This window comes from Actinokineospora baliensis (genome assembly GCF_016907695.1).
Lineage (GTDB): Bacteria > Actinomycetota > Actinomycetes > Mycobacteriales > Pseudonocardiaceae > Actinokineospora > Actinokineospora baliensis.
Genome location: NZ_JAFBCK010000001.1, coordinates 2,558,602 through 2,571,567, shown reverse-complemented (window position 1 = coordinate 2,571,567; position 12,966 = coordinate 2,558,602). Strand labels below are relative to the sequence as shown.

The window sequence follows — 12,966 nt, the reverse complement described above, 5'->3', positions numbered from 1 at the left end:
CCGGTCGTGAGAAGCAACCACAATCACACCCATTCGCGCCAGAGCACGGGAATGAATTCCACTGTTCAGTCCATAGCGCGCGGGCCCGCGCGAGGTGATGCCTTCATATCGACACTTGAATAGCGATAACCCGTGTGAATTCACAGGGGTGGGGCTGGCCCCACCCCCGGCACTGCGGCAGCCACCCCGACCAGGACACCGGCTGACCGGGCTGTGCGGCGCCACCTGGGCCGACATGCTCGAACCCGGCAGCTGGCGGCGCGGGAAGGCACGAGGGGGACGCATTGAGCAGGGCGCGGCGGGACCCGTTCTTGGACGTGATCCGAGTGGGGGCGGTCTTACTGGTGGTGGCCCAACACTGGCTGATGCCGGTGTTGGCCAGCAATGGGCACACTGTTGAAACCGGGAACGCCCTGACCACTCCCGGTTGGTGGTTGTTGACCTGGCTGTCACAGGTGATGCCGGTCGTGTTCTTCGCGGGCGGCGCGGCGAACCTGCACTCCTATAGGGCCAGCACCGACACCCGGGCCTGGCTGGCCAGCAGACTCCGCCGCCTCGTTCTGCCGGTACTGCCATTGGCCGCGGTGTGGGTCGCCCTCCCCCACGTGCTGCTGCGCCTAGGAGTTCCGCCGCAGCCGGTGGACATCGCGGGCGGCATCAGTGCGCAACTGCTGTGGTTCCTGGTGGTCTACCTGGTCGTCGTCGCGCTCACCCCGCTGATGACCCGCGCGCACGACAGGTTCGGGCTCGCCGTGCTGGTCCCCCTGGCCGTGACGGCGGTCGTGGTCGACGTGGTGCGGTTCGCCGGACTCCCCGAAGCCGGGTTCGTCAACGCCGTCGTCATCTGGGTCGCGGTGCACCAACTGGGCCTCTGCTACACCGACGGCCGGTTCGAACTCGGCAAGCGGGCGCACACAGCAATGGCGGTCGCCGGGTTCGGGGTCGTCGCGCTGATGGTCGCGTGTGGACCGTACGCGCTGAGCATGATCGGCATGCCCGGTGCGCCGATGTCGAACATGAGCCCGCCCGCCGCCGTGCTGCTCCCGCTTGCGGTCGGCCAACTGGGGTTGCTGCTGCTGGCCAGGCGTTTCCTCACCAGGCTCGCCGGACCCGCCGTCGACGCGGTGGCCGCCCGCTGCACCACGATCTACCTGTGGCACATGCCCGCCCTGGTCGTGGTCGCCGGGATCATGGTGGTCGGCATGGGCTACCGGACCCCCGACCCCGGCTCCCTCGCCTGGTTCGCCGTGGCCCCGATGTGGCTCACCTGCACCGGCCTGGTGCTGACCGCCCTGGTCCGCGTCTTCGGCCGCTTCGAAACCGGCGGCGGCCGGGCCGTTCCGCCGAGCGGTGCGGTGGCAGCGGGGTACATGACGGCGACGGGCGGGCTGCTCGGGCTCACTGTGCGCGGTTTCGCCCCGGACGGGCCCGCCTTGTTCGACGGGCCCGTGCCGTGGGCGGTGCTGGTACTCGTGGGCGTCGCACTGTGCACCCACGACCGGAGGGTCAGCCTCACGCGGCGAGTTGACCTGCCTGCGGCTCCAGTGCCAGCCGCAATACATCCCGTACATCGCTGACCAAGTGCACGGTCAGTTCTTCGCGCACCGAGTTCGGCACGTCCTCCAGGTCCGGCTCGTTGCGTTGCGGCAACAGCACCGTGGTGATGCCCGCGCGGTGGGCGGCGAGCAGCTTCTGCTTCACCCCGCCGATCGGGAGGACTCGGCCGGTGAGGGATACCTCGCCGGTCATCGCCACGTCGGAGCGGACCGGTTGCCCTGACAGGAGCGAGGCAAGGGCGGTGGTCATGGTGATGCCTGCGCTGGGGCCGTCCTTGGGCACCGCGCCCGCCGGGACGTGGACGTGCACGCCGCGTTCGGCCAGGTCGGCTACCGGTAGGCCCAGGGCCGCGCCGTGGGACCGGAGGAAGGACAGGGCGATCTGGGCGGACTCCTTCATCACGTCACCCAGTTGCCCGGTGAGCGTGACGCCCGTTCCGCCGGTGGCCTTGTCCGCCAGGGATGCTTCGACGAACAGGACGTCGCCGCCCGCGCCGGTGACCGCGAGGCCGGTGGAGACGCCCGGTACGGAGGTTCGTTCGGCTGACTCCGGGGTGTGCTTGGGCTGGCCGAGGTAGCCGCGCAGGTCGTCGGCGGCCACGCGCAACGGCAGTGACACCGCCGCCAGTGCCAGCTTCGCGGCGACCTTGCGCAGCACCCTGGCGATCGCCCGCTCGAGTTGGCGCACACCAGCCTCGCGGGTGTACTCCCCCGCCAGCAGCCGCAGGGCGGGCTCGGTGATGACGAGCTCGTCGGCCGTCATGCCCGCCCGCTCCAACTGCCGGGGCAGCAGGTGGTCGCGGGCGATGGTCACCTTCTCGTCCTCGGTGTAGCCGTCGAGCGTGACCAGTTCCATGCGGTCGAGCAGCGGGGCCGGGATGGCGTCGACGACGTTGGCGGTGGCTAGGAAGACCACATCGGACAGGTCGAGTTCGACCTCCAGGTAGTGGTCGCGGAAGGTGTGGTTCTGCGCCGGGTCCAGCACCTCCAGCAGCGCCGCCGTCGGGTCGCCCCGGTAGTCGGAGCCGACCTTGTCGATCTCGTCGAGCAGCACGACCGGGTTCATCGAGCCCGCCTCCTTGATGGCGCGCACGATCCGGCCGGGCAACGCGCCGACGTAGGTGCGCCGGTGGCCGCGGATCTCCGCCTCGTCGCGCACACCACCCAGCGCGACCCTGACGAACTTGCGCCCCATCGCCCGCGCGACCGACTCACCCAGAGACGTCTTGCCGACCCCAGGCGGACCGGCCAACGCCAGCACGGCACCACTACGGCGACCGCCCACAGCGCCTAGGCCACGCTCGTCGCGGCGCTTGCGCACCGCCAGGTACTCGATGACGCGGTCCTTCACGTCCTCGAGCCCCGCGTGATCGGCGTCGAGGACCGCCCGGGCGCCCGCGATGTCGTACGCGTCATCCGTGCGCGTGCTCCACGGCATCTCCAGCACCGTGTCGAGCCAGGTGCGGATCCAGCCCACCTCCGGCGACTGCTCCGATGTCCGCTCCAGCTTGTCCACTTCGGACAGGGCGGCCTCGCGCACCTTCTCCGGCAGGTCGGCTTCGGCGACCCTGGCCCGGTAGTCCTGCTCCTCGGAGGCGGGCTTGCCGTCCAGTTCGGCCAGTTCCTTGCGGATGGCGGCCAACTGCTGGCGCAGCAGGAACTCCCGCTGCTGGCGCTCCATCCCCTCCTTGACGTCCTGGCGGATTGTCTCGGCGACGTCGAGTTCGGCCAGGTGCTCGCGGCCCCACTCCAGCAGCTTGGCCAACCGCTCGGAGACGTCGGTGGTCTCCAGCAGCCAGACCTTCTGCTCGTCGGACAGGTACGCGGCGTACCCGGCGAGGTCGGCGAGCGCGGACGGGTCGTCGACCTGGGTCACGCTGTCGACCACCTGCCACGCGCCGCGCTGCTGCAGGATCGTGGTGACCAGGCCCTTGTACTCGCGGGCCAGGTCGCGGGTCTTGGCATCGGTCGTCTCGTCGGCGGTGTCCACCTGCACCCACAGCGCCGCGCCGGGGCCGGTGGTGCCCGCACCGATGCGGACCCGCCCGGTGCCGCGCACCACGGCGGCGCGCTCACCGCCCGGCAGCCTGCCGACCTGCTCGACCACGGCGAGCGTGCCGACGCGGGCGTACTTGCCGTCCAGCCTGGGCACCAGCACGACCCTGGCGGGCTCGCCGGCGGCCTGGGCGGCCTCAACCGCGGCGCGGGCCTCGTTGGCGTTGTCGGAGCCGGTGAGCTGGATGGGGACGACCATGCCGGGCAGCAGGACCGCGTCGTCCAGCGGGAGCACCGGCAGGTTCAGGGCCTCGGACATGGATCACACTCCAGAAGTTGAGTCTGATCACGTCAACTTCCCTGAGTCGGGTTCTGTTCCCCCGGCGTGTTCGCCCAGAGCGAGCAACCTGGCCCCGTTGTCGTGCAACACCGCCCGCAGGAACGGTTCGCCCAGGCCAGGGGCCTGGGCCCAGTCCCAGATGGCCCGCAGCTGCTCGGCGTAGGAGTACGGGATGCTCGGGAAGTCGGTACCGAGCACCACGCGGTCGCCGAGGTCAGCCAACCGTGCCGTCCAGTCCGGCGGCAGCGGCGCCGACCGGAGGGTGAACTCGACGCCGACCATCGTCGTGTCCAGGTATACCCGCGAATAGCGCCCCGCGAGGTCCAACGCCCGAGCCGTCTCCGGCATGCCCGCGTGCGCGAGGACGGCGGTCAACCGGGGGTGGCGGCGCAGCACCTCTTCAAACACCGGCAGCCCGGTGAACTCACCCGGCAGCGGACCGTGTCCACAGTGCACAACCACCGGCACGCCCGCCTCGGCCAGCATCCCCCACGCGGGGTCCAGCACCGGCTCTCGCGGGTCGTAACCGCCGACCTGCACGTGCGCCTTCACGCACCGGACGCCCGCGCGCAGAGCGGTCTCCAGGTACCCGATGACCGACGGTTCCGGGAAGACGGTCGCGGTGGGCACCGCCTCGGGCACCCTGGCCGCGAACTCCAGGACCCACTCGGTGAGCCACTCGGCCATGCCCGGCTTGTGCGGGTAGACCAGCGGCGCGTACCCGACCACGCCGAGTGCCCGCAGCGTCGCCACGCGTTGACCCTCCGACCCCCGGTAGTGGATCGGCCAGGCCAGCCCGTAGGTGCGCTCGGCGTCGTCGAAGTACGCCCACACCTTGCGCTGCACCCGCTCCGGCAGGAAGTGCACGTGCACGTCGACCAAGCCGGGCACGCCAAGACCGCGGACCAGCCCGGCGACCTCGGCGTCGCTGCCGGGGCCCACCTACTCGCGGCCCTTGGCCCGGCGCCCGACCGCCTTCGCGATCTCCCGGTTGGCGTCGCGCTTGGCGAGGTCCTGCCGCTTGTCGTAAGCCTTCTTGCCCTTGGCCAGGGCCAGCTCGACCTTCACCTTGCCGTCGGCGAAGTACATCGACAGCGGGACCAGCGAGACCCCGGACTCCTTGATCTTGCCGATCAGCTTGCTGATCTCGGCCCGGTGCAGCAGCAGCTTGCGGGTGCGCCGCGGCTCGTGGTTGGTCCAGGTGCCCTGCAGGTACTCCGGGATGAACAGGTTGCGCAGGAACACCTCACCGTCGTCGACGGTGGCGAACGCGTCGACGATGGACGCCCGGCCCTCGCGCAGGCTCTTGACCTCGGTGCCCACGAGGACCACACCGGCCTCGTAGGTGTCGATGATCGAGTAGTCGTGCCGGGCCTTGCGGTTGGTGACGATCGCCTTGCGCCCGCGTTCCTTCGCCATGACGCGCAACTCTACGCAGCGCGCCCGGGGCTACGTGCGGACGTAGAGGCGCAGGGTGACGTAGCCGGTGAACGCCGAGATGACGATGGCGATCAGCAGCAGGATCGGCGACACGAACGCCAGGTCACCCGCCTCGACCGACTTCACCACGCCGGACTTGATCGGCTGCGCCAGCACGTCGTCGAGGAACGCCAGCTTGGCCCCGACCAGCATGGCTATCGCCACCAGGGCACCGACGATGCCGGTGACCACCGCCTCGAGGAGGAAGGGCAACTGCGTGTACCACCGCGTCGCGCCCACCAGGCGCATGATGCCGACCTCGGTGCGCCTGGTGAACGCCGAGAGCTGCACCGTGTTGGAGATCAGCAGCAGCGCGGCGACGGCCATCACGCCCGCGATGAAGAACGTCGCGTTGCGGACCCCGTTGAGCGCGCTGAAGAACCGGTCCAGGAACTGGCTCTGGTCGCCGATCGAGTCGACCCCGGCCTTGCCCTTGTAGGTCTGGATGATCACCTCGGGCCGGTCCGGGTCCTTGAGCCGCACGTTGAACGAGGACGGCAGCGCCTCCGGCCTGGCCAGCTTCACCAGCTCCGGCTGCGCCTCGAAGATCCGCTTGAACCGCTCGTATGCCTGGTCGCGGTTCTCGAACTCCACCCGCTCCACCGCCGGGTCGGACTCCAGCTGCGAGCGCAGCCCGCGGCACGGGTCGGCCTTGCAGTCCTTGTCCGAGGCGGACACGTCGTTGGTCAGGTAGATGTTGACCTCGACCTTGTCCTGGTAGAGCTCCTTGGTGTTGTCGATCATCCGCACCACCAGCAGCCCACCGCCGAGCAGCAGCAGCGAGATGGCGGTCGTGATGATCATCGCGATGGTCATCGTGATGTTCCGGCGCAGACCGGTCACGACCTCGCTGAACACGAAGCTGGCACGCATCGGGGGTGGGGTTCCTCGCTGTCCGGGTCCGGGTGGTTCTGGGGGCCTGGCGGGTCGTTACCGACCGACGCCGTAGACGCCCCGCGCGTCGTCGCGGACAACGCGACCCAGGTCGAGCTCGACGACCCGTCGTCGCATGGAGTCCACGATGGAGTGGTCGTGGGTGGCCATCAGGACGGTGGTGCCGGTGCGGTTGATCCGCTCCAGCAGCAGCATGATGTCCTGGCTGGTGTCCGGGTCGAGGTTCCCGGTCGGCTCGTCGGCCAGCAGCATCAGCGGCCGGTTGACGAACGCGCGGGCGATGGCCACCCGCTGCTGCTCACCGCCGGAGAGCTCGTGCGGCATCCGCTCGGCCTTGCCCTCCAGGCCGACCAGCTCCAGCACCTCGGGCACCACCTTCTTGATGGTGTGCCGGGGCTTGCCGATCACCTCGAGGGCGAACGCCACGTTCTCCGCGACGGTCTTGTTCGCCAGCAGCCGGAAGTCCTGGAAGACGCAGCCGATGGACTGCCGCAGCCGGGGCACCCGGCGCCGCGCCATCCTGGTCAGGTCGAAGTTCGCCACGTACACGCGCCCCTTGCTGGGGACCTCTTCGCGCAGCAGCAGCCGGAGGAAGGTCGACTTACCCGAGCCCGATGGGCCGATCAGGAAGACGAACTCACCCTTGTCGACCTGCACGGAAACGTTCTCCAGGGCAGGCCGGGTGGAGGTCTTGTAGACCTTGGAAACCTGTTCGAGCCGGATCACGGTCGGCGAGTCTACCTTCAGTTGTTATCGAGCCGTAGCCTCGGTGTCCGTTACGGAACCAGCTGGTCACCGGTGGTGCCCGGGCGGTTACACGTGGGTCTTGCGCCAGCGGATACCGGACTCGAGGAACCCATCGATGTCGCCGTCGAGCACCGCGGCGGGGTTGCCCACCTCGTGCTCGGTGCGCAGGTCCTTGACCATCTGGTACGGGTGCAGCACGTAGGTGCGCATCTGGTTGCCCCACGACCCGCTGGAGGAGTCCTTCAGCGCGTCCATCTTGGCCTGCTGCTCCTGCCTGCGCCGCTCCAGCAGCTTGGCCTGCAGCACCGCCATCGCGCTCGCCTTGTTCTGCAGCTGCGAGCGCTCGTTCTGGCAGGACACCACGATGCCGGTCGGGATGTGGGTCAGCCGGACCGCCGAGTCGGTGGTGTTGACGCCCTGTCCACCGGGACCGGACGAGCGGTACACGTCGACCCGCAGGTCCTTCTCGTCGATGTCCACGTGGTCGGTCTGCTCCACGACCGGGACCACCTCGACCGCGGCGAACGAGGTCTGCCTGCGGCCCTGGTTGTCGAACGGCGAGATGCGCACCAGCCGGTGGGTGCCCTGCTCGACCGAGAGGGTGCCGTAGGCGTACGGGGCGGCGATCTTGAAGGTCGCCGACTTGATGCCCGCCTCTTCGGCGTAGGAGGTGTCGTAGACCTCGATGGGGTAGCCGTGCCGCTCGGACCAGCGCAGGTACATGCGCATCAGCATCTCGGCGAAGTCCGCGGCGTCGACGCCACCGGCCTCCGAGCGGATGGTCACCAGCGCGTCGCGGCCGTCGTACTCGCCGGAGAGCAGCGTGCGCACCTCGAGGGAGGAGATGTCGGCCTTGAGCTTGTCCTGCTCGGCGGCCGCCTCGGCGGCGGCGTCCTCGTCGCCGCCCTCCTCGGCCAGCTCGTAGAGCACGCCGAGGTCGTCGAGGCGCGAGCGCAGGTCCTCGACCTTGCGCAGCTCGCCCTGGCGGTGCGAGAGCTTGCTCGTCACCTTCTGCGCGGACTCCGGGTCGTCCCACAGGTCCGGCCGCGCGGCCTGTTCCTCCAGGTCGGCGATCTGCGCGCGCAACCCGTCAAGGTCCATCACCGCCTCGACGTTGGCCAGCGAGGTGGACAGTTCCTTGAGGTCAGCGGCGACGTCCGGGTTCACGTCGGAAAAGACTACGCGGACGCGGACGCCACCGCTGCGGCGGTAGCCGGGTCAGGACTTGGGGATGGAGTCCAGCAGCTTGAGCACGGCCTTGGCCCGCGCCACACCGAACTCGGCGATCGCCTTGGCGTACGGGTCCTCGGCGGTCTTGACGGCGTTCTTGGCCGCCTCGTGCTCACCGTTGTAGACCTGCTTGGCCGAGTCGATCAGGCCGACGCGCTGCTTGGCGGTCAGGGTGCTGGCGTGCACCAGCCGCAGGATCAGCGGGCTGCGCAGGTGGTCGGGACCGGGCTCGCCACCGAGCCAGGTCTTGAACGCCTTCTTGCCAGCCGCGGTGATCACGTACTGCTGGCTGGAGCGGGGACCCTGCTTGCCGAGGCGGACGAGACCGGCGTCGGCGAGCGCGGGCAGTTCGCGGTAGACCTGGCTGCGCGTCACGCTGAAGAAGGAGCCGAAGCGCTCCCTTGCCGCGGACACCAGCTGGCCACCGGTCTGCGGGCCCTCGTGCAGCAGGCCGAGCAGGGCGGCGGCGGTCGCATTCAGTTCAGACACAACACCACGGTCCCACGGCACGGCCGTGCTGTCCACAGTGGCCATGTGCGCCAGTCCACAATGGCTGATCGCGCACGGGCCCGGTCGGGACATTCGACCCGGGACCGATCAGCGGACGCCGACTGTCCCCAGTTGGCCCAAAACCGGACTATCCCACGTGGACTCGGCGGCCTTGCTCCCCCGAAGGAGTGGATCTCTTCCCACCGGGCTACCCGTTCGGCCCAGTCCGGGGTGGGCGGGCGGTAATCGGTCCAGGACCCGGGTTTCCGCCGCTCACCACCCCCCATTGTGGCCCAGATCACCCCAATGGCAGCGGCTTCCCGACCGGAATCCGCCGATGCGGAACCTCGACGGGGAGTGCGTTCGCCGGGAGACTGTCACACTAAGACCCGTTTGAGGGTCCAGTGTGGACCCAGCGCCTCCCGCATCCGTTCCCCCCTAACGCCAGTGCCGATGCACGCGCATCCACACCCACCCATTCCGCACCCCCATCAAGATGTCCACAGAGGACTAACCACCAGTTTCAACCCCGCACCCCCGCGGAAACCACCCCCCACCCACACGCCGAATACCCACTCCCCACCTCCGCCCCCCACTTCCCCCACCCCCCTGCAAAACCCCTCGCCCCCTCCTGATAGTCTTTGTTTCACCACCGCGGGGTGGAGCAGCTCGGTAGCTCGCTGGGCTCATAACCCAGAGGTCGCAGGTTCAAATCCTGTCCCCGCTACAAAGTAGGAAGCCCCTGTCCACGGAATGCGTGGACAGGGGCTTTTTCGCATTGCATCTGGGGGGCGACCCCCCAGGCCCCCACGGTGCGGTGGTTGAGTGGGGTGGTGTGGGAATAAAGAAGGGGCGGTACTCCGTGGAGTACCGCCCCTTTAGTAGCGGGGACAGGATTTGAACCTGCGACCTCTGGGTTATGAGCCCAGCGAGCTACCGAGCTGCTCCACCCCGCGTTGGTAATTAGGACTGTACACGTGCCGGTTACCCGGGGGCAAATCAGGGGGGCGGGGGGTGAGTGGGGTCACCTTGGGGGCGGAAAAGGGCAGGCCCGCCGCCGCGGGTGCGGGGGCGGGCCTGCCGGGGTTCGGGGCGGCGGTCAGCCGCCGGGGGCCGGGGTGGGTGAGGGTGATGCGCCGGGTGAGGACGGTGTGGTGGTCTGGCCCGCCTTGGCCTTGGCCGCGTCGTACTGCTTGGCGGCGGCGTCCAACTCGGCCAGTGCCTTGCCCTGCTCGGTGAAGTCACCGTCGCGCTGGGCCTGCCGCAGGTGCGCGATGGCCGTGTTGAGGGCCTGCACGGCCTGGTCCAGCTCCGTCCCCCCGCCGCCGGGCGGTGGCGTGGTGGTCGTCGTGGACGGCGGCGTGGTGGAACTGGTCGGCGGTGTCGTCGGGTCGCCCGGTTTGGTCGCCGTGTCACCGGTGCCCTTGCCGAACACCTCGTCGAGCGCCTCGTCGATGGTCGGCGCGAACCCGACCTTGTTGCCGAAGGACACCAGGACCCTGGCCAGCTGCGGGAACGCGTTGGCGTCCTTGCGCTGGATGTAGATGGGCTCGACGAACAGCAGCCCGCCCGCCACCGGCAGCGTCAGCAGGTTGCCGAACCGCGGCGCGACGCTGGGGTTGTTGAACAGCGTTCTGTTCTCCGCGACCTCGGGTGTGGTTTGGAACCGGTTCTGCACCTGACCGGGACCCTCCACTTGGGCCGTGCCGGAGGTGGGTAGTCGCAACACCCGGATCTGCCCGTAATCCGCCGGATCAGACGAAACCGACACCCACGAGGCGAGGAACTGCCGGTTCAGCGAGTTGAGCGCGCTGGTGATCTGGAAGGTCGCCTTGGTCTGACCGGGCGCCTGGGCGAGCACGTAGTACGGCGGTTGCTTGGCGCCGTCGTTGGTGGCGTTGGAGGCGCCGTCCTCGGTCGGGTCGGCCGGGACGTTCCAGAAGGTCTTCTGCGAGAAGAACTCCGCCGCGTCGGACACGTGGTACTTCGACAGCAGCTCGCGCTGGACCTTGAACAGGTCCTCCGGGTAGCGGAAGTGCGAGCGCAGCTCGTCGGAGATCTCCGAGGACGGCGAGACCGTGCCCGGGAAGACCCCCTGCCACGCCTTGAGCACCGGGTCGTCGTCGGTGATCGAGTACAGCTTCACCGCGCCGTCGTAGGCGTCGACGGTGGCCTTGACCGAGTTGCGGATGTAGCTGATCGTGCGGTTGTCCTGGCGCACCACGCCGTCGAGGGAGTCGGTGGTGGCCTCGCCGAGCGCGGTCCGCTGCGCGTACGGGTAGTTCTCCAGGGTGGTGTAGCCGTCGATGATCCACAGGATCCGGCCGTTGACCACCGCGGGGTACGGGTCGCCGTCGAGGGTCAGCCAGGGCGCCACCGCGCTCACCCGGTCGCGCGGGTTGCGGTTGTACATGATCTTGGCGCCCTCGCCGATCTGCGACGAGAACAGGATGTTGCGCTCGGTGTAGTGCGCGGCGAAGACGAGCTTGTTGAACAGCCCGTCGATCGGCACGCCGCCAGCGCCGTCGTAGCCGAAGGTGCTGGTGGAGGTGTCGTACTCCAGCGGGCGGCCGTTGTCCTTGCCGCCGACGATGGCGTAGTTGTCGGTGGCCAGCTCACCGAAGTAGATCCGCGGCTGGGTGACCTTGATCGGGCCGTCGTTGGTCAGGTCGCTGACCTTGAAGACCGGGTAGCCGCCCTGGTCGTTGGAGTCCTGCAGCGCCGAGTTGATGGTGTTGGCTGGCGCGGCGACGAACCCGTTGCCGTGGGTGAAGACCATGTGCCGGTTGATCCAGCCGCCCTGGGTCTCGGTGAGCCCGGAGGTCTTGATCTCGCGCGCGGCGACGATGTAGTCCTGGGTCTTGTTGTCGATGGTGTAGCGGTCGACGTCGAGCTTCTCCGGGAAGCCGTAGAAGTTCTCCCGGCCCTCGCGCTGGGTGAAGGTCGGCGCGAGGATGTTCGGGTCGAGCAGGCGCACGTTGGTGATGGTGTTCTGGCTGCTCTGCTCGGAGCGGATCTTCTCCGGCGCGGCGGTGGTGGTGCCCGCGTAGTCCTCGGTCTTGACGTTCTTCTCGGTCAGCCCGTAGGCCGCCCTGGTGGCGTCGATGTTGCGCTGGATGGACAGCGATTCCTTGGCGTTCTCGTTGGGCCGCACCGAGAACTGCTGGATGACCGCGGGCCACGCCGCGCCGACCAGGATGCCGGAGAGGATCAGCAGCGCGGTGGCGATCGCGGGCAGCTGCAGGTTGCGCAGGAACGCACCGGCGAAGAAGGCCACCGCGCAGAAGGCCGCGATGAACATCAGGATGAGCTTGGCGGGCAGCACCGCGTTGAGGTCGGTGTAGTTCGCGCCGCTGAACAGGTCGTGCTTGTTGAACAGCAGCTCGTAGCGCTCGAAGAAGTAGTCGACCGCGTAGATCAGCACGAACACGCCCGCGGTGATCGACAGCTGCATCCGCGCGGGCGCGGCGAGCTGGCCGCCCTTGCCAGCGAGGCGGATCCCGCCGAAGAGGTAGTGCGTGATCAGCGCGCCGAAGAAGGCGACGGCGACCGCCACGAACAGCCAGTTGATCAGCCAGGTGATGAACGGCAGGGTGAAGGCGTAGAAGCCGATGTCGATCTGGAACTGCGGGTCCTTGATGCCGAAGTCGCCGCCGTTGAGCAGCAACTGGATCTGCTGCCAGTCCGACTGCGCGGCCGAGCCTGCGATCAGTCCCATGATGACCGGCAGGCCGATGCCGAACAGGCGGACCCGCTGCACCACCGTGGAGCGGTAGCGGGCGAGCGGGTCGTCCGCGCTGGACACCGGCACGAACACCGGTCGCGAGCGGTAGGCCACCCACAGGCTCACCGCCAGCAGCCCGCCGACGAGCGCGCCCACGGCGAAGAACAACACGATCCTGGTCCACAGCACGGTGGTGAACACCGAGGTGAACCCGACCTCACCGAACCACAGCCAGTTCACATAGGTGCTGAGCAGCCGGGACCCGACCAACAGCAGCAGGATCAACGCGGCGGCGATGATGAGCAGGATCCGACTGCGCCGGGACAGCTTCGGCAGACCGATCGGGGGCCGAGTGGCCACTGGGCACGCTCCAGAGTCGCTGGCTTTCGACGTTCACACCGGACGAGCTGGCCCGTCCAGGTTGTTCAACTCTATTAGGGCCGGTCCGGGTTCCCGTTCGGGTGTCCGTTATGTGTGGATGACCGGGCGGGTTGTGGACAACTCGAGGTGTC

At 68.8% G+C, this 12,966-nt stretch carries 9 protein-coding genes and 2 tRNA genes; 2 read left to right on the top strand and 9 right to left on the bottom strand.

Annotated elements, in window-relative coordinates:
- The first annotated feature begins 284 nt into the window (after positions 1 to 284).
- Complete coding sequence (locus JOD54_RS12330) at positions 285 to 1,577, top strand: acyltransferase family protein (RefSeq protein WP_204450668.1); 1,293 nt, start codon at positions 285 to 287, stop codon at positions 1,575 to 1,577.
- Here JOD54_RS12330 and lon read toward each other — a convergent pair.
- From lon to JOD54_RS12295, 7 genes are all read right to left on the bottom strand, one after another.
- Entirely contained in the window at positions 1,513 to 3,870 is a 2,358-nt protein-coding gene (gene lon, locus JOD54_RS12325) for an endopeptidase La (RefSeq protein WP_204450667.1), read from the bottom strand. The genes JOD54_RS12330 and lon overlap by 65 nt on opposite strands.
- 27 nt (positions 3,871 to 3,897) lie before the next feature.
- Positions 3,898 to 4,833 (bottom strand): amidohydrolase family protein, encoded by a 936-nt coding sequence (locus tag JOD54_RS12320; RefSeq protein ID WP_204450666.1) that lies wholly within the window; start codon positions 4,831 to 4,833, stop codon positions 3,898 to 3,900.
- Positions 4,834 to 5,310, bottom strand: coding sequence for an SsrA-binding protein SmpB (gene smpB, locus JOD54_RS12315; protein WP_204450665.1), 477 nt, complete (start codon positions 5,308 to 5,310; stop codon positions 4,834 to 4,836). It abuts the gene before it with no gap.
- 30 nt (positions 5,311 to 5,340) lie between these two features.
- A complete protein-coding gene (gene ftsX / locus JOD54_RS12310) occupies positions 5,341 to 6,243 on the bottom strand; it encodes a permease-like cell division protein FtsX (RefSeq protein WP_204450664.1) in 903 nt (300 codons plus the stop codon).
- A gap of 57 nt (positions 6,244 to 6,300) precedes the next feature.
- Positions 6,301 to 6,990 (bottom strand): cell division ATP-binding protein FtsE, encoded by a 690-nt coding sequence (ftsE, locus tag JOD54_RS12305; protein WP_092783152.1) that lies wholly within the window; start codon positions 6,988 to 6,990, stop codon positions 6,301 to 6,303.
- Positions 6,991 to 7,077: 87 nt separating this feature from the next.
- Positions 7,078 to 8,178, bottom strand: a complete 1,101-nt coding sequence (gene prfB / locus JOD54_RS12300) for a peptide chain release factor 2 (RefSeq protein ID WP_204450663.1) — start codon at positions 8,176 to 8,178, stop codon at positions 7,078 to 7,080.
- A gap of 51 nt (positions 8,179 to 8,229) precedes the next feature.
- Positions 8,230 to 8,730 carry a PadR family transcriptional regulator gene (locus JOD54_RS12295; RefSeq protein WP_204450662.1) on the bottom strand — a complete coding sequence of 167 codons (501 nt, stop codon included), beginning with the start codon at positions 8,728 to 8,730 and terminating at the stop codon, positions 8,230 to 8,232.
- 653 nt (positions 8,731 to 9,383) lie between these two features.
- Here JOD54_RS12295 and JOD54_RS12290 point away from each other — a divergent pair.
- Positions 9,384 to 9,457: transfer RNA gene (locus JOD54_RS12290), tRNA-Met, on the top strand.
- A gap of 155 nt (positions 9,458 to 9,612) precedes the next feature.
- On the opposite strand, the gene JOD54_RS12285 is transcribed toward JOD54_RS12290, so the two are convergent.
- Positions 9,613 to 9,686, bottom strand: a tRNA-Met gene (locus JOD54_RS12285).
- Between the two features lie 143 nt (positions 9,687 to 9,829).
- Positions 9,830 to 12,814: a UPF0182 family protein gene (locus tag JOD54_RS12280; RefSeq protein WP_204450661.1), complete on the bottom strand. Its 2,985-nt coding sequence runs from the start codon at positions 12,812 to 12,814 to the stop codon at positions 9,830 to 9,832.
- Positions 12,815 to 12,966: the final 152 nt, after the last annotated feature.